This window comes from Clostridium sp. ZBS15 (assembly GCF_023845705.1).
Lineage (GTDB): Bacteria > Bacillota > Clostridia > Clostridiales > Clostridiaceae > Clostridium > Clostridium aquiflavi.
This window is the reverse complement of the sequence record NZ_JAMQHY010000002.1, coordinates 39,700-59,510: the sequence shown is the minus strand read 5'-3', so window position 1 is coordinate 59,510 and position 19,811 is coordinate 39,700. Positions and strand designations below refer to the sequence as shown.

Annotated in this window: 25 protein-coding genes; all 25 read left to right on the top strand. The window is 26.8% G+C overall.

Annotated features, from left to right (window positions below):
* Positions 1-110 precede the first annotated feature (110 nt).
* Positions 111-1,031, top strand: a complete 921-nt coding sequence (spoIIIAA, locus tag NG904_RS00885; protein ID WP_252213351.1) for a stage III sporulation protein AA — start codon at positions 111-113, stop codon at positions 1,029-1,031.
* Positions 1,019-1,537 (top strand): stage III sporulation protein SpoIIIAB, encoded by a 519-nt coding sequence (spoIIIAB, locus tag NG904_RS00880; RefSeq protein ID WP_252229156.1) that lies wholly within the window; start codon positions 1,019-1,021, stop codon positions 1,535-1,537. Before spoIIIAA ends, spoIIIAB begins: the two co-directional genes overlap by 13 nt.
* Positions 1,538-1,551: 14 nt before the next feature.
* On the top strand, positions 1,552-1,749 hold the full coding sequence (gene spoIIIAC / locus NG904_RS00875) for a stage III sporulation protein AC (protein WP_003374374.1): 198 nt from the start codon (positions 1,552-1,554) through the stop codon (positions 1,747-1,749).
* Between the two features lie 8 nt (positions 1,750-1,757).
* A complete protein-coding gene (gene spoIIIAD / locus NG904_RS00870) occupies positions 1,758-2,141 on the top strand; it encodes a stage III sporulation protein AD (RefSeq protein ID WP_252213357.1) in 384 nt (127 codons plus the stop codon).
* A gap of 11 nt (positions 2,142-2,152) precedes the next feature.
* The gene (spoIIIAE, locus tag NG904_RS00865) at positions 2,153-3,409 is read left to right on the top strand and encodes a stage III sporulation protein AE (protein WP_252213360.1); all 1,257 of its coding nucleotides are present in this window, start codon (positions 2,153-2,155) and stop codon (positions 3,407-3,409) included.
* Positions 3,410-3,412: 3 nt separating this feature from the next.
* Complete coding sequence (gene spoIIIAF / locus NG904_RS00860; RefSeq protein WP_252213363.1) at positions 3,413-4,000, top strand: stage III sporulation protein AF; 588 nt, start codon at positions 3,413-3,415, stop codon at positions 3,998-4,000.
* 11 nt (positions 4,001-4,011) lie between these two features.
* Positions 4,012-4,641 (top strand): stage III sporulation protein AG, encoded by a 630-nt coding sequence (gene spoIIIAG / locus NG904_RS00855; protein ID WP_252226007.1) that lies wholly within the window; start codon positions 4,012-4,014, stop codon positions 4,639-4,641.
* A 40-nt stretch (positions 4,642-4,681) separates the two neighbouring features.
* The gene (locus NG904_RS00850) at positions 4,682-5,227 is read left to right on the top strand and encodes a SpoIIIAH-like family protein (RefSeq protein ID WP_252213369.1); all 546 of its coding nucleotides are present in this window, start codon (positions 4,682-4,684) and stop codon (positions 5,225-5,227) included.
* A 116-nt stretch (positions 5,228-5,343) separates the two neighbouring features.
* On the top strand, positions 5,344-5,724 hold the full coding sequence (locus NG904_RS00845) for an Asp23/Gls24 family envelope stress response protein (protein WP_252213372.1): 381 nt from the start codon (positions 5,344-5,346) through the stop codon (positions 5,722-5,724).
* Between the two features lie 118 nt (positions 5,725-5,842).
* Positions 5,843-6,244, top strand: a complete 402-nt coding sequence (gene nusB, locus NG904_RS00840) for a transcription antitermination factor NusB (RefSeq protein WP_252213375.1) — start codon at positions 5,843-5,845, stop codon at positions 6,242-6,244.
* A gap of 22 nt (positions 6,245-6,266) precedes the next feature.
* Positions 6,267-7,115 carry a bifunctional methylenetetrahydrofolate dehydrogenase/methenyltetrahydrofolate cyclohydrolase gene (locus NG904_RS00835; protein ID WP_252229153.1) on the top strand — a complete coding sequence of 283 codons (849 nt, stop codon included), beginning with the start codon at positions 6,267-6,269 and terminating at the stop codon, positions 7,113-7,115.
* On the top strand, positions 7,105-8,304 hold the full coding sequence (gene xseA / locus NG904_RS00830; RefSeq protein WP_252229151.1) for an exodeoxyribonuclease VII large subunit: 1,200 nt from the start codon (positions 7,105-7,107) through the stop codon (positions 8,302-8,304). The genes NG904_RS00835 and xseA overlap by 11 nt, the downstream gene beginning before the upstream one ends.
* A 12-nt stretch (positions 8,305-8,316) precedes the next feature.
* Positions 8,317-8,541, top strand: a complete 225-nt coding sequence (xseB, locus tag NG904_RS00825; protein ID WP_252213384.1) for an exodeoxyribonuclease VII small subunit — start codon at positions 8,317-8,319, stop codon at positions 8,539-8,541.
* Entirely contained in the window at positions 8,528-9,397 is an 870-nt protein-coding gene (locus NG904_RS00820; RefSeq protein ID WP_252213387.1) for a polyprenyl synthetase family protein, read from the top strand. Before xseB ends, NG904_RS00820 begins: the two co-directional genes overlap by 14 nt.
* A gap of 17 nt (positions 9,398-9,414) precedes the next feature.
* On the top strand, positions 9,415-11,274 hold the full coding sequence (dxs, locus tag NG904_RS00815) for a 1-deoxy-D-xylulose-5-phosphate synthase (protein ID WP_252229149.1): 1,860 nt from the start codon (positions 9,415-9,417) through the stop codon (positions 11,272-11,274).
* A 16-nt stretch (positions 11,275-11,290) separates the two neighbouring features.
* Positions 11,291-12,100 carry a TlyA family RNA methyltransferase gene (locus NG904_RS00810; RefSeq protein ID WP_252229147.1) on the top strand — a complete coding sequence of 270 codons (810 nt, stop codon included), beginning with the start codon at positions 11,291-11,293 and terminating at the stop codon, positions 12,098-12,100.
* 17 nt (positions 12,101-12,117) lie between these two features.
* Positions 12,118-12,972 (top strand): NAD(+)/NADH kinase, encoded by an 855-nt coding sequence (locus NG904_RS00805; RefSeq protein WP_252229145.1) that lies wholly within the window; start codon positions 12,118-12,120, stop codon positions 12,970-12,972.
* Positions 12,969-13,421 carry an arginine repressor gene (locus NG904_RS00800; protein WP_252213399.1) on the top strand — a complete coding sequence of 151 codons (453 nt, stop codon included), beginning with the start codon at positions 12,969-12,971 and terminating at the stop codon, positions 13,419-13,421. Before NG904_RS00805 ends, NG904_RS00800 begins: the two co-directional genes overlap by 4 nt.
* A gap of 18 nt (positions 13,422-13,439) precedes the next feature.
* The gene (gene recN, locus NG904_RS00795) at positions 13,440-15,128 is read left to right on the top strand and encodes a DNA repair protein RecN (protein WP_252229143.1); all 1,689 of its coding nucleotides are present in this window, start codon (positions 13,440-13,442) and stop codon (positions 15,126-15,128) included.
* Between the two features lie 291 nt (positions 15,129-15,419).
* Positions 15,420-16,610: a SpoIVB peptidase gene (gene spoIVB / locus NG904_RS00790; RefSeq protein ID WP_252213403.1), complete on the top strand. Its 1,191-nt coding sequence runs from the start codon at positions 15,420-15,422 to the stop codon at positions 16,608-16,610.
* A 379-nt stretch (positions 16,611-16,989) separates the two neighbouring features.
* Positions 16,990-17,808 (top strand): sporulation transcription factor Spo0A, encoded by an 819-nt coding sequence (spo0A, locus tag NG904_RS00785; protein ID WP_252213405.1) that lies wholly within the window; start codon positions 16,990-16,992, stop codon positions 17,806-17,808.
* Positions 17,809-17,953: 145 nt separating this feature from the next.
* Positions 17,954-18,082 (top strand): hypothetical protein, encoded by a 129-nt coding sequence (locus NG904_RS17220; protein ID WP_286674257.1) that lies wholly within the window; start codon positions 17,954-17,956, stop codon positions 18,080-18,082.
* Between the two features lie 67 nt (positions 18,083-18,149).
* The gene (locus NG904_RS00780) at positions 18,150-18,317 is read left to right on the top strand and encodes a hypothetical protein (protein WP_252229141.1); all 168 of its coding nucleotides are present in this window, start codon (positions 18,150-18,152) and stop codon (positions 18,315-18,317) included.
* A 164-nt stretch (positions 18,318-18,481) separates the two neighbouring features.
* Positions 18,482-18,922: an RDD family protein gene (locus tag NG904_RS00775; RefSeq protein WP_252229139.1), complete on the top strand. Its 441-nt coding sequence runs from the start codon at positions 18,482-18,484 to the stop codon at positions 18,920-18,922.
* A 433-nt stretch (positions 18,923-19,355) separates the two neighbouring features.
* Positions 19,356-19,790 carry a hypothetical protein gene (locus NG904_RS00770; RefSeq protein WP_252213411.1) on the top strand — a complete coding sequence of 145 codons (435 nt, stop codon included), beginning with the start codon at positions 19,356-19,358 and terminating at the stop codon, positions 19,788-19,790.
* Positions 19,791-19,811 lie beyond the last annotated feature (21 nt).

Sequence of the window (19,811 nt, the reverse complement as noted above, 5' to 3'; positions counted from 1 at the left end):
ATTTTAAAGGTATGTAATTTAATTTTACATATCTTTTTTTATTTAACAGTAATATTTTAATTTTTATATAAATATTAATAACTAAGAAAAACATTAGAGGAGGAAGTGAGATGAAAGATGATAGTGATTTCTTAAATATATTTCCAAGTAATATATTTAATGTACTTAAAGATAAATGTAAACTAGAACAACTTTATGAAATAAGGATAAAAATAGATAAACCTATTATAGTTTATTCTAATAAAGGAGAATCAATTGTAAATTATAATCCATCAAAGGAAGAGATGAAATCAATAATACAAAAAATATCTAATTATTCACTATATGCTTATGAAGAAGATATAAAACAAGGTTTTATAACAATTAAAGGTGGACATAGAATAGGTATTGCTGGCGAATGTGTTATGTGCAATGGTGAAGTAAAAACTATTAGGAATATATCATCTATAAATGTTAGATTTTGCAGAGAAGTTATAGGATGTTCCAATAAAATTATGAAATATATAGTTAGTGGAGATAGGATTTACAATACAATAATTATTTCTCCACCTAAATGTGGAAAGACAACAATTTTAAGAGATATATCTAGAAACATATCAAATGGAATGAAATTATTAGGTTTAAATGGTAAAAAGGTTTCTGTAATTGATGAAAGAAGTGAAATTGGAGCTTGTTACTTTGGAGTTCCTCAAAGTGATTTAGGAATTAGAACAGATATTTTAGATAATTGTTTGAAAAAAGAAGGAATGATTATGTCAATAAGAAGTTTATCACCAGAGGTATTAATTTGTGATGAAATTGGCACTAAAGGAGATATTGAAGCATTAATTATGGCATTTAATTCTGGAGTAAATATAATTACAAGTATTCATGGATTTACAATTGAGGATATTTATAAACGTAAAGTATTTAAGGAACTTATTGATAATCAAATACTTGAAAGAGCTATTATTTTAAGTTCAAGACAAGGGGTAGGCACTATAGAAAAAGTTTATAAATTAAGAGGAGAAGAAAAAATATGCTTAAATTAGTACTCATCTTTATGCTATTTTTAACTATTTCTTATATTGGCTTTTTATATGGTGAAACTTTTAGAAAAAGATACATTCAACTTAAGGAAATTTTAAAAAATTTAATAATATTGCAAAATGAAATTTTATATGGAAGTACGCCTTTGCCAGAAGCATTAATCAATATTCAGAAAAAGACAATTAAACCATTAAATACTCTAATAGGTAATGTAAATGAAAAGTTATGTGAAGGTGAAGCAGAAAGTGTATATAGTGCTTTTAGTAGTGAATATATTTTTTTAGAAGAAGAGTTTTATTTATCAGATAGTGATAAAAACTTTTTAATAGATTTCATAAAGTCTTTAGGAGAATCAGGACTTTATGGCCAAGAAAAAATTTTTAATTTAGTAATAGAAAATATAAGGAGCAATTTAAAAGAGGCAGAAGAGGAATCTAAAAAAAATATAAAAGTATATAGATATTTAGGGATATGCATTGGTGCTATGATTACAATATTTTTAATTTAGGTGGTGAATTTATTATGCACGATATAAGCATTCTTTTTAAAATTGGAGGGGCAGGAATATTACTTGTTATACTCGATAAGGTATTAACAAGTAGTGGAAAAGGTGATGTTGCAGCTATAACTAATATTGCAGGTACTGTAATACTCTTATTAATGATAGTTTCTCTTATTGGAGACTTGTTTAACACAGTAAAAACTATGTTCGTAATGTAGGTGATTTTATGTTGATAGTAAAAGTTGTGGCCTTAGCCTTTGTTGGTTTGTTTCTAACTTTAATTTTTAAAAATAGCAAATCTGAAATGACTACATTTATTTCTTTAACAGTTGGTACTTTAATATTACTTTTCATGATAGGTCAAGTACAAGAAATAATTACATTTTTAAAAACTGTAGCAGATAGAGCTAATATAGATACATTTTATATTGGAGTTATCCTAAAAATTTTAGCAATTGCTTATTTAGCTTCATTTACAAGTGAATTATGTAAAGATGCTGGAGCTTCAAGTATAGCAACTAAAGTAGAGTTTTCAGGAAAAATAATGATTTTAGTATTAGCAATTCCAATTCTTATGGCTGTATTAAATTCTATACTACAGATAATGTAGGTGAAATAGATATGAAGATAATAAAAAGATGTACAATATTTTTTTTGATAAGTATTATTGTTATTTCTGTATTAAATTGTATCTTTATACCAGAAAAATCAGTATATGCTTTTGAACAAAATAACTTAAGTACAAGCAGTAATTCTCATGCTAATAAAAGTGAATCTATAATGGATGAAATCACAATAGATAGTTTAGATGATAGTACACAAAAACAAATAAATAATTTATATGAGTATATAAATAAAATGAAAAATAATGTAGAGCTCATGAATGATCTAGATCCAATTCAATATATCAAGGAATATATTAAAAATGGTGAAGGTGATTTTAATATAAAATCCTTGAGCAAGGCATTAACGAGTATATTATTTAAGGAAGTTAGAAGTGTATTAAAACTTATAATATCAATAGTTACAATAGTTATAATCTGTTCACTAATTAAAAATTTACAAGATGCATTTTCAAATGACAATGTATCGGAAATAGCTTTTTATGCATGCTATGCGTTGATAATAATGATTCTTTCAAAGAGTTTTATTATATCTATAGGTGTTGCAAAAGAAGTTATATTAAATATTTCTGATTTTATGGCTGCATTATTACCGGTGCTTATAACAATGATAGCTATGGTAGGAGGATTAACTCAGGCAGCAACATTAGACCCTATTATTTTAGCAGCTGTAGTGTTTATACCGAGAATTTATTCTAATATTATAATTCCACTTATATTAATGGGGTTTGTATTAGAGTTTGCAAATAATTTATCTAATGATCATAAGATTACGAATCTTTGTAAACTTTTAAAACAGTGCACTTTATGGATGCAAGGAATAATAATAACTGTTTTTATTGGTGTTTTAACAGTAAGAGGAATTACATCAAAAACAATAGATGCAGTTACGTTAAAAACTACTAAATTTGCGGTTGATAATTTCATACCTATAGTAGGAAAGACATTTTCTGATGCTATTGCTTCTATTGCAGGATATTCATTAATAATTAAAAATGCAATAAGTTCAGTAGGACTATTAATTATAGTATTAATGCTTTTATACCCAATAATAAAATTAGTACTTATGACAGTGATATATAAATTAGCTGCAGCGTTAATAGAACCAATAAGTGATTCTAGAATAACTAATTCAGTGGCGGCAGCAGGAAATTCAATGACGTTAATTATATCATGTGTTTTAAGCGTAAGTTTAATGTTTTTTATTTTAATAGCTCTTGTTGCATCCTCAGGGCTGTTTATAGTGGGAGGATAAGACATGAATTTGTTAAAGGAACTCGTAACAACCTTAGTTACTGCACTTATATTTATAACGGCAATAGAACTTATAAGCCCTAATAATGGTATGAAAAAATATCTAAAGTTTATATTAGGGTTAGTTTTAATAACCATAATATTAAATCCAATAGTGAAAATTATTTCAAATGGAGAAGACAGTATATATGAGTCTATAAGTAATTATGAAGACGTATTCTCTAATTATAAAAATGAAATTAAAAGTAGTGATGAGGATAAGTTAAAGGATGGAGATTTAAGAAAACAAGCTTTTGAAGAAAATTTTAATAAGAATTGTGAAAGTTTACTTAAATCTGAATATCCAAATAAAAACTTTAAAAGTGATGTTGAATGTATAGTTAATTTTAATAACATGATTTTTGATATAAAAAAAATAAAAATAGGTATAAGCGAAAAGTCAGTAAGTAAAATTAAAAAGGTGATAATTAATAAAAGTGATAAATATTATGAAGAGAATCAAAATAGCCAGTATAAAGAAATAGTGACATTTATAAGTGAACAGCTAGATATTCCTAAAGAGAAAATAGAAGTATATAAAATAGAGGAATAGGAGATGAGTTTATGGATAAAAAAAAATTTTCTAATAATCTAAAGAAAATACTAGGCGAAAAAAAATTAAGCAATCTTATTTCTATTTGCTTAGTATTAGCATTTATATTTGTGACCATGAATGTATTATTACCAAAGAATAAATATATAAATAAGAGTAATGACATTATTTATAAAGAAGACAAAAAAGAAAGTCCAAAAGAAAATGAAGTAAGCACTTCAACGACTATTTCAGGTGATCAAAAAACATATGAAGAAAATCAAAAGGTGGAATTAAAAAATATATTAAAAAAGATGGAGGGGGTAGGAGAAGTTGACGTAATGATTTCATTTGAAAGTGGAGAAGAAAAAATTCCAGCATATGATACTAATGCTCAAGTATCAACTACGGAAGAAACGGATACTGAAGGAGGAAAGAGAACTAATAATCAAAAAAATGATGGCGCAACAGTTGTTATGACAAGTAAAGACGGTGGAAATGAACCATTTATTTTAAGAACATATAAACCAAAAATAACAGGTGCTGTTGTTGTTGCAGAAGGTGCAGAAAATAGTAAAACAAAATATAACATTGAGCAAGCAATTTCAAAATTATATAACTTAACTTTGGATAAGGTTAATGTATATCCGATGAAGAAGTAGCATATAATTTAAAAGATAAAAAGGATGGGAGGAAAATATTATGAAAAGGAAACAATTAGGTATAATCTTTACTTTGTTAGCATTAATATTATGTGTAGGGGTGTTAGCAGCAAAGTTAAATAAGGGAGGACTAAACGATCCGACTGATTTAAGTGCAGTATTATCAACAGAAAATGTAGGGGTAAGTGAGGAAAAAGGAGAAGTAGCTAAAGCAGATGATGATAAAGCTACATTAAGTCAAAATGAATACTTCTTTCAATCTAGAAGTGAAAGAGAACAACAAGAAAGTGCAACAATTCAAAGCTTAAAAGCGTTAGTAGCAGATGAAAATACATCTAAGGAAAAGAAGGAAGATGCAAATAAGGAATTGACAGAAAGAATTTTAAGAAAAGATAATGAAGGAAGAGTTGAATTAAACATAAAAAATAAAGGATATGAAGATGCATTATGTATGATTGATGACAAGAAAGCAACAGTAATAGTAAAGTCAGCAAATACTCTTGAAGAGAAAGATAGCATTGCCATTCAAGAAATAGTACAAAATGTATCAAAGATAAAAGATGTAGTAATACAAGTTCAAAAATAACATAATTATAGCTTTGAAAAATAATATAAGTTTAATTGTAATGTTAAATCATATTTGTTATAATAAACGTAAGATTAACATGTTTTGTTATTACAAAACCTAGGAGGGTGAAAAGCATGGAAAGTTTGAATAAAGAAGATAACGTTGGTATCGTAAAAATATCAGACGAAGTAGTAAGCGTTATTGCAGGCATTGCCGCACAAGAAATTGATGGCGTTAGTGATTACCAAATAGGGGGCTCAAATAACTTATCAAGCATTTTAAAGGGTAAAAAGTCATTAGGGAAGTCAACGAAGGTTACTTTGCTTGATGATAAAGCAACTATAGATATAAATTTAAGCGTCGAGTATGGTGTAAAAATAATGGAGGTAGTTTCACAAGTTCAAGATAATGTAAAAAGAACGGTTGAAGCTATGACTGGATTAGTAGTAGAAGCAGTAAATGTGTATGTTCAAAACATTTATATGCCGAAAAAAGAAGAAGTTGAATCTAAGTAGTATCTAAATTTCACCCTCTGAATTTCAGAGGGTGTTTCCATGCTAGATATTATTTAGAGAATAAATTTCAACAAAAATGACAAGAATTAAGAAGAATTTAAAGTACGTGGAGGATCAGATGAATAGAAAACTATCAAGAGAAAAAGCAATGGAATTATTATTTGGGATGACATTAAACACTGATAATTATGAGGAAACATTAGAAAACTTTATAGACAATTATGAAAGTGATATAAAAGAATTAGATATAACATACATAAAGAGAATATTAATAGGGGTAGAAAATAATAAAGATAACATAGATGAGGCTATATCAAAGAATTTATGTAATTGGAAAATAGATAGAATATCAAAGGTTAACTTATGTATATTAAGATTAGCTGTATATGAATTATTATATGATGAAGAAATTCCAAACAGAGTTGCAATAAATGAAGCATTAGAAATAACAAAGAAATATTCAGATGAAAAAAGCGTTTCATTTATAAATGGAGTTTTAGATAATATCTTAAAAAAATAAAATATAAGGGGCGAAAATAAAAATGGGGCAAATTATAAACGGAAAAGAAGTAGCATTAAAGATAAAAGAAGAAATAAAAACTTTTGTTGAAGAAAGAAAAAATAATAAACTTAGGATTCCAAAGATTGCATCTATATTAGTTGGAAATGATGGGGGATCAATTTATTATATGTCAAGTCAAGAAAAGGTGGCTAATTCTTTAGGTGTAGATTTTTTAAAGATTATATTAGAAGAAGATGTTACTGATGAAGATGTTATAAATGAGATTCATAAATTAAATGAAGATGTTAATATTCAAGGCATAATGCTTCAATTACCATTACCTAAGCATTTAAACGAAAAAAAGATAATAAAAGAGATATCTGTTAAAAAGGATATAGATTGTCTTACATTTGAAAGTCAAGGTAAATTGTATATGGGGGAAAAAGGATTTTTACCATGTACACCTAATTCAGTTGTAACTTTAATTAAGAGTCTTAATATTGATATAACGGGTAAGGAAGTAGTTGTTCTTGGAAGAAGTAATATAGTAGGAAAGCCAGTAGCACAACTTTTATTAAATGAGAATGCAACAGTTACTATATGTCATTCTAAAACAAAGAATTTAAAAGAAGTATGTAGTAAAGCAGACATATTAGTTGTAGCAATTGGTAAACCTAAGTTTATAGATGAAGAATACATAAAAGAAAATGCAATAGTTATTGACGTAGGTACTTCATCTTTTGAAGGTAAAATAACAGGCGATGTTAATTTTGACAAGGTAATAGATAAAGCTTCTTTCGTAACACCAGTACCAGGTGGAGTTGGAGCTTTAACTACTACTCTTTTAATAAAAAATTCATGTGAGGCTTTAAAGGAATATGAAGATTAAAACTTTAACTGTTTCAGATCTAACAAACTATATAAAAAAAGTAATTGATAATGACTTTATTTTAAATAATCTCTCTGTAAAAGGGGAGATTTCTAATTTAAAGTTCCATAGCAGTGGGCATATTTATTTTTCTTTAAAAGATAACAATAGTAAAGTAAATTGTGTTATGTTTAAAAGCAAAGCAAGTCTTTTAAATATTGCCTTAGAAGATGGTATGGAAGTGATGGTAAAGGGAAGAGCATCTATTTATACAGCTACAGGGAGTTTTCAACTTTATTGTGATGAGATAAAAAAAGAAGGGCAAGGAGAATTATTTATAAAATTCGAAGCTCTTAAAGAAAAATTATCAAAGTCTGGATATTTTGATGAAATATATAAAAAGAATATCCCTATGTACGCTAAAAGAATAGGTGTTATAACCTCATCAACAGGTGCAGTAATAAGAGATATAATAAATGTAACTAAAAGAAGAAACTCATTAGTAGACATAATATTATATCCAGCTAAGGTTCAAGGTGACGGTGCATATAAAGAAATAATTGCAGGAATTGAATATTTTAATAAGAAGAAAAATATAGATCTAATAATAGTTGGAAGAGGTGGAGGTTCTATAGAAGAATTATGGAACTTTAATGAAGAAGAACTTGCAAAAGTTATATTTAATTCTAAGCTTCCTATTATTTCAGCAGTAGGTCATGAAGTCGATTTTACAATTTCAGATTTTGTTTCTGATGTAAGAGCAGCAACACCGTCACAAGCAGCTGAAATAGCAGTTCCGCTATTAAGTGATATAAACACAAGAATTTATGATATAGCAAAATCATTAGATTATGAAATACAAAAGAAATTAAAAGATTGCAAAAGTAGATTAGAGTCAAATGAGAAAATTCTAAAATTACATTCTCCAATGTCAAAAATAGTAAACTCATATTTAGAAATTGATAAATTAAAAGATAGATTATATTTTGCAATAGATATAAAAATAAAAAGAGAAAAGCAAAAGATAGAATCATTAAATAATTTATTAAGCGCTAATAATCCTATAAAGGTACTTAATAAAGGATATGCTATAATAGAGGATGAAAATAATAAGATCATTAAAGAAATATCACAATTAGATGAAAAAAAAGAAATAAGTATTTCTTTAAGTGATGGAAAAATTAAAGGGAATTTTATACCTATTAAGTAAGGAGAGTATTATATGGCAAAGAAAGAAAGCTATGAAGATATGCTTGGTAAACTTCAAGATATTTTGAGTACTTTAGAAGATGATAATTTAAACCTTGAAGAGGGTATGAAATCTTATGAAGATGGAGTAAAATTAGTAAATAAACTTTATAAAACTTTAAATTCATATGAAGGAAAAATATCTGTAATTAAGGAAGAGAAAGAAGTGGAGTTTGAAAGTCAAGATGGAGATAGATAATTTAAAAAATGCAATAGATAATTATTTAAAAAATTATTTTACAAATAGAAGTTCTTATAATAAAGCTGTTTATGAATCAGCAGGATATAGTGTAAATATAGGTGGAAAAAGAATACGTCCAACATTACTTATATTAACTTATTCTTTATATAAAGATAATATAGAAAAAATAATGCCAATGGCAGCTGCAATTGAAATGATACATACTTATTCTTTAATACATGATGATCTTCCATGCATGGATGATGATGATTTAAGAAGAGGTAAACCAACAAATCATAAGATTTTCGGTGAAAATATTGCAGTTTTAGCAGGTGATGCATTATTAAATGAAGCTATGACTTTACTTATGAAAAGTTCATTAGAATTAGGAGAAAGTGCTTTAAAAGCTTCTTATGAAATTTCAAAAGCAGCAGGCGCAGAAGGAATGATAGGCGGTCAAGTTGTTGATGTATTAAGTGAAGGAAGCGAAATATCAAAAGAAGAATTAGAATATATGCACGAAAAAAAGACAGGGGAACTTATAAGAGTATCAATAGTAGCTGGTGGTATTTTAGCAAAAGTTCCAAGTGGTGATATAGAAGCTTTAAATGAATATGGTAAAAAATTAGGCTTAGCTTTTCAAATAAAAGATGATATATTAGATATAGTAGGAACAGAAGAAACATTAGGCAAAGCAACTAATAGAGATAAAGAATTAAACAAAACTAATTTTATAACTGTTTATGGATTAGAAAAATGTGAAGAGCTTTGTAAAATGTTAACTGATGAATGTATAAAAATTTTAGATAACTTAAGTGTAGACGCTAGTTTATTAAAAGAATTAACTTATAATCTTTTAAATAGACTAAATTAAAAAAGGGAATGGTTATTATGAAATCATTATTAGATAGTTTAAATTTTCCAAAAGATTTAAATAATTTGAGTGATAGTGATACAGAGAGATTAAGCAAAGAAATAAGGCGATTTTTAATAGAAAGTGTTTCCAAAACAGGGGGACATTTATCATCTAACTTAGGTGTTGTAGAGCTTACTTTAAGTCTTATGAAATCTTTTGATTTTGAAAAAGATAAAATAGTATGGGATGTAGGACACCAAAGTTATGTGTATAAGATTTTAACTGGTAGAAAAGGTGAGTTTAAAAATCTTAGACAGTTTGATGGTCTAAGTGGATTTCCAAAGAGAAATGAAAGCAAGTATGATTATTTTGACACAGGTCATAGTAGTACTTCAATATCAGCTGGACTTGGAATGGCAAGAGCTAGGGATTTAAAGAAAGAAAAGTACACTGTAGTTTCTGTAATCGGAGATGGAGCTTTAACAGGTGGAATGGCATTAGAAGCTTTAAATGATGTTGGTTTTAGAAAAACTAAAATGGTGATAATTTTAAACGATAACCAAATGTCTATTTCACTTAATGTTGGGGGACTTTCTAGATATTTAAATAAATTAAGAATGGGCCAAACATATAATAAATTAAAAGCTAATATAAATACATCTCTTGGTTCATCTGATTTAGGAAAAGATCTTATTTCTAAAATGTCAAAAGTAAAAGATAGTATAAAGCAATTAGTTGTGCCTTCAATGTTTTTTGAAAATATGGGAGTAAAATATATAGGTCCTATTGATGGTCATGATATAAAAGCAATGAACGAAGTTTTCAGTAAAGTTAAAGATATAGAAGGTCCTGTTATAATACACACAGTAACTCAAAAAGGTAGAGGATATTCATTAGCAGAAAAAAGTCCATCTAAGTATCATGGAATTCCACCTAGTAATGATAAAAAGGAAGAACCAAACAAAGCTTGCAAGGAAACATATTCTAAAGCTTTTGGTAATGCATTAATGGATATAGCAAAAGAAGAAAAAGAACTAGTTGCTATAACAGCAGCTATGCCAGACGGAACTGGACTAAAAGATTTTTCTACTACTTATCCAGAAAGATTTTTTGATGTTGGAATAGCAGAACAACATGCAGTAACATTAGCAGCAGGAATGGCAGCTAATGGATTAAAGCCTGTATTTGCAGTATATTCTACTTTTTTACAAAGAGGATTTGATCAGGTAATACATGATGTGTGTATTCAAAACTTACCTGTAATATTTGCTATAGATAGAGCAGGAATAGTAGGAGAAGATGGAGAAACTCATCAAGGAATTATGGATGTAAGTTATTTGTCAATGATGCCTAATATGACAATAGTAGCTCCTAAATGTACAGAAGAAATTTTAAGTTTATTAAAATGGGCAATAAAAAAGAATTCACCTGTAGCCATAAGATATCCAAGAGGTAAAGATGTTGTTTGTAATTTAGATGCTTTAAAAGAGATAAGTTATGGAAAATGGGAAATTGCAAGTGAAGGAAATAAGATATGCATTATAGCTAGCGGAAGAATGCTTCAACATGCACTTTTAGCAAAGGAAATACTAAAAGAAAAAGGAATAAATCCTAAGATAATAAATGCAACTTTTATAAAGCCAATAGATGAACATTTATTAAAGAATTTAAAAGAAGAAGGATATGATATTTTAACTATTGAGGATAATATTATATGTGGAGGCCTCGGAATAGCTATTCTAGAATATTTAAATTGTATAAATTATAAGGGAAATATGAAATTATTAGGATATGATGATGAATTTATCCCACAAGGAAATGTAGAAATACTTTATAAAACATATGGATTAGATCCTGTAAGTATAAGTAATACAATCCTTAAACTTTATAATTAAAAGGAGAATATAATATATGGCAGAAAAAAAGGAAAGACTTGATATACTTTTAGTAGAAAAGGGTATAATTACTTCTAGGGATAGAGCTAAGGCTTGTATTATGGAAGGTAAAGTATTTGTTGATGGTCAAAGAGTTGATAAAGCAGGAGAAAAAGTAAGTATAAATGCTAACATAGAATATAAAGGCGCAAAACTTAAATACGTGAGTAGAGGTGGACTTAAGCTAGAAAAAGCTATGAAGTCCTATGATATATCTTTAGAAGATAAGGTATGTATGGATATAGGGGCATCTACTGGTGGATTTACTGATTGTATGCTTCAAAATGGAGCAAAGAAAGTGTATTCAGTAGATGTAGGATATGGTCAGTTTGCATGGAAATTAAGAACTGATGAAAGAGTAGTATGCATGGAAAGAACTAATATTAGATATGTTACATTAGAAGATATTGGTGAACCTTTAGATTTTGCATCAATAGATGTATCTTTTATATCTTTAAAAAAGATAATGCCAGCAACATTAGGACTTTTAAAAAATACTGGTGAAGTGGTAGCTTTAATAAAGCCACAATTTGAAGCGGGTCGTGAAAAAGTTGGTAAAAAAGGCGTTGTTAGAGAAATTAGTACACATAAAGAAGTAGTGTATGGAATAATTGAATTCCTTAAAAATGAAAACTTAAATATCCTAGGGGTAGGATATTCTCCAATAAAAGGCCCAGAGGGAAACCGAGAATACTTAGTCTATTTTACAAAAGATAATGAAAAAGAAAGTAATTTTCAAATTGATGATGTAGAAAGGGTTATAGAGGAATCTCATAAAGAACTTTAGAGATTTTCGGAGGGGTTATGAAGAATATAGGTATTGCGATAAATCCATCAAAAGACTGTAAAAATACTATTTTAAATATGGTGAAAGAAAAAATTGAAAATATTTGCAATATTACTAATATTGAAGTATACAATAGTTTTGATATAAAAGATTTAAATTTAGGTTCATTAGATTTACTTATTGTTTTAGGAGGAGATGGAACACTTCTTGGGGTAGCAAGGGAATTGGATGATGATTTTAAGGCACCTATATTAGGAATAAATATAGGTAACTTAGGAGTTTTATCTAGTATAGAAATATCCGATTTAGATTTGGCATTAAAAAAATTGATGACTAAAGATTGTAAAGTACACAAGAGAATGATGTTAAACTGTGAAGTAGATATAAATGAGTCAATAAAGAATATCAAGGCCTTAAATGAAGTTGCAGTAGCAAGAGGAACTTTGTCAAGAATGGTAAAATTCAAGATATTTGTTGATGAAAAATTATATGCTATATTTAAAGGCGATGGACTTATTGTTTCAACTCCTACGGGATCAACAGCGTATTCTTTTTCAGCAGGAGGACCATTTATATATCCTGACTTAGAAGTTATTAGTATAGTGCCTATATGTGGTCATACAAAGAGTATGCATCCAATTGTACTAAAAGGTGATAGTACTATAAAGATAATAGCACAAAATGGCGGAGATCAAATATACTTGACAATAGATGGACAAAGAGCAATAGAAATGAAAGACAATTCTGTTATAACTGTAAAAAAGAATCCAAAGTCATTAAAATTACTGTTATTTAACGATTATGATTATTTTAAAGTAATAAGAAATAAGGTATTAAATAATTCTAAGGAATGTGATGGTGAAGAAATTTGAAATCAAAAAGACATACTAAGATATTAGAAATTATATCATCTAAAGAAATAGAAACTCAGGAAGACTTAGCGGAAGAATTAAAATCACAAGGTTTTGATGTAACTCAAGCAACTGTTTCAAGAGATATCAAAAATTTAAAACTTATTAAAATACAAGGTGCTTCTGGAAATTATAAATATGTTGTATCTTCTGGTGAAGAAAAAAACATAATAGACAGATTAAGTAATATATTATCTAATACGGTTATAAGTGCAGAAAACGTAGATAAGATGGTAGTAATAAAAACTATAAGTGGTTCCGGATCAGCAGCAGCAGAGGCTATAGATAATTTAGAAGGATCCGATATAGCAGGAACAGTAGCGGGAGACAATACAATATTTATACTTCTTAGAAGTTTAGAAAAAGCAGAAGAATTAGTAGCTAAAATAAGAAAAAGAATATCACTATAAATATAAGGATGGGTATATATGTTAATTCAATTAAACATTAAAAATTTTGCATTGATACAAGAAATAACTATGAATTTCAATGAAGGATTTAATATTCTTTCAGGTGAAACAGGAGCAGGTAAATCTATTTTAATTGATGCAATAGATTATGTATTAGGTGGAAAATTTTCGAAAAGTTTAATAAGAACTGGAGAAGATAAAACTTATGTTGAAGCTATATTTACTATTGAAAATAGCTTATTAAAAAATGTATTGATTGAATTGGATATTGAAAGTGACGATGATATGCTAATTGTCTCTAGAGAAACTCATCAAAGTGGGAGAAGTTTAATTAAAGTTAACGGAAAAACTTTTTTAGCATCTCAATTAAAAAAAATAAGAGAAAGATTATTAGATATACATGGTCAACATCAAAATCAAACTCTTCTTCAAAGAAATAGTCATATATTGTACTTAGATGAATTTATAGGAGAAGAAATTCTTAATCACTTAGAAGAATTTACTTCTTTAAAAGATAGTTTATTACAAATCGAAAACAAAATTCAACAAATATGTGGAAATGATGATAGAGATAAACTTTTAGACTATCTTAAATTTCAAATTGAGGATATAGAAAAAGGAAAATTAAAAGAAAAAGAAGAAGAAAATTTAAAAGAAGAATTTAATTTACTATCAAATGCTGAAAAAATAAGCAAGAGTTTAAATTTATCATATGCTTTATTAAATGGTGTTGATGGAGAAAATAGTATTATAAATTCAATATCAAAGGTAATTCAAGAATTATCGAATATTGAAAATAATTTTGAAAAAGTTAAAAAAAATAGAGAACTAATAGAAGAGGCTTTTTATACAATAGAAGAAGTATCTAGAGATATAAGAAATATAGCTGAAGAAGTTGTATATGATGATGACGCTTTAGAAAAAATAAATGCAAGAATATATGAAATTAATCAATATAAGAAAAAATATGGAGCTACTATAACAGAAGTTTTAGAGTATTATAATAAAATAAAAATACAATATAATGATCTTATAAATTCTGAAAAAATCATTGAAGAATTGAATTTGAAAAAGCAAGAAATTATGAAAGAAATGGAAAAAGTATCACTAAAACTTCATGAATTAAGAGTTGATAAAAGCATTGAATTAAAAGAAAAAATTTTAAATGAACTTAGTTTTGTAGGTCTTGAAAAATCAACTATGAAAATAAGTATAATAAGAGAAGAAAAGTTTAATTCTAGAGGTTTTGATGATGTATGCTTTATGATTTCTACAAATCCTGGAGAACCACTTATGCCATTAGAAAAAATATTATCTGGTGGAGAACTTTCAAGAATAATGCTTGCATTAAAATGTGTTTTTGCAGATAAAGATGAAATAGCAACTTTAATTTTTGATGAAATAGATACTGGTATTAGTGGTGTTGTGGCAAAAAGAGTTGGCGAAAAAATGTATCAAGTCTCTAAAAATCACCAAGTTCTATGCATAACACATCTTCCACAAATAGCAATTTTATCAGATTATCATTACTTTGTATCAAAAGTAGTAAAAGAAAATAAGACATTTACTAATATAAGAGTGTTAACAAAAGAAGAAAAAGAGTATCAAATTGGTAGAATGCTTGGTGGCGATGAAGTTACAGAAGCAACATTAAATAATGTGAAAGAAATGATAAAAATTGCCGAGTTAAAAAAATTAGAAATTTAAAAATTAATACATATAGTAATATATTTTGGTAAAAATAAAATCATGTAATGCGTGGTTTTATTTTTTTTTTATTGTCCCAAATTTCTTGCAGGCGAGTTCTAAAAGGCAAAAAATTAGAAAAATCCATAATTTTAAGAATGGATTTTATATTTTTTCAAATAACAATAAAAATATATTTATAAAAAATTTAACATGAACTAAAAATTTTTGACTTTTATAACAATGTTAATACAGCATAAGAGGCTTGTCTCATGGGGAAATTAAAATCAGAAGCAAAGGAGGAGGGAAATTATGAAGAAGAAAATATTAAAAACTATTAGTTTAATTACAGCTCCAATCTTGATTCTGGTTTTAATAACTAGTATATATTTAAAAGGTATTCCAAACACAATATATACAAATAAAGATATACCAGTATCTTCGATGATTCCGATAGGAAGTACAATAAATAAAATTGAAGATTACGGGAATAAATACGAGGTTAAGTTATTAGGGTTGATACCAGTAAAGTCATTAGAGGTTCAAAAAGTAAAAAATCTAGAAATTTATCCAGGTGGAAATAGCGTAGGTGTTAGAGTATCTACACAAGGTGTTTTAGTTGTAGGATATTCTGATATAGTAATTAATAATGTAACAGAAGAAAGCCCCGGTAAATTAGGTGGAGTTCAATTAGGAGATATAATATTAAAGATTAATGGTGAAGAAGTTGAAAATTGCAAAGATTTAGTAGGTATAATTAAAGATTGCAAAGAATGCAAAATAAAAGTTGACTTATTGAGACATAATGAAAAATTGAGTAGAGAAATAGAACTAAAAAAAGAAGAAAACTCAGATTATAAACTAGGACTATGGATTAGAGATTCTACAGCAGGTGTAGGAACAATGACTTTTATAGATAGTGAATCAAAAAAATTTGGTGCATTAGGTCATCCTATTACCGACTGTGATACAAATGAAGCATTTTTAATTAAAAAAGGTGATTTATTAGAATCATCAATAATAAGCTTAAGAAGAGGTGAAAAAGGATCTCCAGGAGAACTTAAAGGTGTATTTATAAACGAAAATAATGTAAGTGGTAAAATAAAAAGTAATACTGAAAGTGGTATTTTTGGAACAGTTGAAAATATGAATATTATAAAAAGTAATGTAAAACCTATGAAAGTTGGATTTAGAAATGAGATATGTGAGGGTAAGGCAAGTATAATAACGACTATTGACGAATCTGGACCTAAAGAATATGAGATAGAAATAGTTAAACTTTTGGAACAAAATACTCCGGGACCTAAAAGTATGGTGATAAAAGTTACTGATTCTAAGTTATTAGAAAAAACAGGAGGAATAGTTCAAGGAATGAGTGGAAGTCCTATTATTCAAAATAATAAAATTGTAGGAGCAGTAACTCACGTGTTAATAAATAAGCCAGATACAGGTTATGGAATATATATAGAGTGGATGTTAAAAGATGCAGAAATAATAAAATAACATGTAGTATTAAAAGCACTAATTTTTATAATTAGTGCTTTTACAATAAAAAAATAATGAGTTTTACAAACTATTTTCTACAAAACTATTTACTTATATTAAAAATAAGGTTATAATTTACAAATAGTGGAATATAAATTAAATATAACAATTAATGTTATATTTGATTAATTAGTGTTATAATTTAGTTATTAACTGTTATTTTTAATGTAAAGTAATACATATCACTATAACGTAATAAAGCAAAAAGAGGATTTTTATTAAAGAGTATAGAATTATTTAATGTGATAAGTTTGGCTATTAAGAGTAGTTTATGATGTTATAGAGAGTATGATTCAAATAGTAATATAATTAGGTTTATGAAGGAGAGGAAAAAAGCATGGAAGATAAAAAGATATCTGTACTTATTGCTGATGATAATAAGGAATTTTGCAGTATTTTAAACGATTATTTATTAAATCAAAGGAATATAATAGTAACTGGAATAGCAAAAGACGGTAGGGAAGCTTTAGACTTAATAATTGAAAAGAAACCAGATTTATTAATTCTAGATATAATAATGCCACATTTAGATGGTTTAGGTGTTTTAGAAAGATTAAATACTATGAACTTAGAAAAGATGCCTAAAATTATAATATTATCTGCAGTAGGTCAAGATAAAATTACTCAACAAGCAATAACATTAGGAGCAGATTATTATACTGTTAAGCCATTTGATATGGAAGTGTTTACAAAAAGAATAAGAGAAATGTTCAATAATGAAACAGATAACCAAAGTATAAGAAGAACATCATCACAATCTATGATTTCTTATACTAGTGAATGCCAAGAAAATAAAGGAACTTTAGATTTAGAAACAGAAATAACAAATATTATACACGAAATTGGTGTACCAGCTCATATAAAAGGATATATGTATTTAAGAGAAGCAATAACTATGGTTGTAAATGACATAGAGTTATTATCAGCTGTAACAAAAGAATTATATCCATCAATAGCTAAGAAGTACAATACAACAGCTTCAAGAGTGGAAAGAGCAATAAGACATGCTATAGAAGTAGCGTGGGGCAGAGGTCAAATAGAAGCTATTAATAAGCTATTCGGATACACAATCCATAATGACAAAGGCAAGCCAACAAATTCAGAATTTATAGCAATTATTGCTGATAAATTAAGACTTAAGAATAAAGTATCATAGTAATATTTTACTAGGCTAAGTATATATAACTTTTATAAAGTATAGCCAACAAATATTATTTTATACCTATAAATATATGAACTTTCAATAAGACATCATTTAATCAGTTTAGGATAAAAATTGGTTAGGAGGTGTCTTATTTTTTATGCCTAGACTTAAGAAAAGAATTTATGATTTTGATGAAAGTATTAATGACTTTATGATTTACTGTACCAATAAGGATTTGACTAAAAAGATGAGAAAATCCTATGAAGGAACATTGAAGCTATGCTAAATATTTGGCTGATGAAGTCAATATCTCTACTCCTCTAGAGGTTACAACAAAACAGATTAAATATTATTTGGAACTTATAAAAACAAAGGGGAAATATTCATATGTTGCAGATATTAATTCTTTAAAGTCTAATAATCCATCTGGAAGAAGTGATTTTGAAAAGCCAGTATTGATGTATACTGTCAATAACTATTTAAGAAATATTATATTAAGAGTTAACTCAAAAAGAAATTGAGTATATAAATATATTTAAAAAAATTACTATAAATGATAAAAATTATTCAACTAATGATGTTTTATACAATATAAACGAATAGATTATTGAATTTAATTTATATGAAAGCATATAAACAAATAATATAATTATGATATTAACAAAGTTTGGGGAAGATATTATAAATGTATGCAGGATTTTTGAATCGATATTTAGCGTATTTTATTGACAGATTAGCTATTTTTTTAGTGTATATTTTATTTTGGTTAGTTTGGATATTATTTGACAGGATATTAAATGAAATTGGTATTGAACAAAAAATCAAAAAAATAATATTAGGTAATTTAGGGGTAATTATTTATTTAGTTATACCTTGGTTATATTATTCTTTTTTTGAATCATCTAATGGAAAAGCAACGCTTGGTAAAAAGGCATTAGGTATAATAGTTGTAGATGCAAATAATAATAAAATTTCATTTTTAAGAGCCACTGTTAGATATTGGAGCAAATATATTTCTTTGATAATTTTTTTTATTGGTTATATTATGGCAGGTTTTACCAAGAAGAAACAAGCTCTTCATGATATTATATCAGTTACATATGTAATAAAGAATAATACAAAGTAAATGCTACCTAGAATTCATTTAAAAGGATTCTCAAATTTGATGGTTAGTAATTTTTTAATACAAAATAAAACAATTATATAAAGAAAAATAAATAAGATATAGATAATTAGAGAAACAGGGTGAAATTCAGTAAAATAAGAAAATTAGATTAAAAAAATGAGGTGGAGCATGTGCGTAAAATAGGAGATATCATTTTATAAATATACAGAAAATAATTAAATATAAATAGCAAATAATGAACTTAGTACAAATAATTGCATTAGGTTCTTTTTTATGTTGAAAAATAGAACCTAGAAAGAACGGTAAGTCTAAGTTACATATTCTAAAGTTAAAGGAACATATAGAAAAAACAATATATTTATGTATTTTATGATATAATATGGAATAAGTAAAATGTGTATATATTGAAAAACATAATAGGGGGAATAAGTAAGTGCTATTAATGCAAAAAGATGAAATATTTCTAAATGATAATTATAATCTAAATAATAATTATAGTCTAATAAGACAGTTAGATATTAGAGAGTTAAAATTGTTGAAATATAAATATGAAATGAAAGCTAAACAACTTAGAAACAGAACAACTACAATGACTACTGTTAGTACTATAATATCAATTGTATTAGCGCTAATAAGTACAAGTACTAAGGTTGTTGAAAAGTTTGATATTATTAGTTTATTAAATATTATCGAAGTTTTTGTGTTATACATAATAGCAATTACAAGTGTTGGAGTGTACGTAAAAGCCAGTTTAGATATGGCTTCTGAATATGAAACATTAGTTGTTATGATAATAGAAAGAATAGCTGAAATAAAAGCTAGTGATTGGAACAAAGCACAATTAGTTAAAGTACAAATTTTTGATTAAGAAAATAATCAAAAATATAAA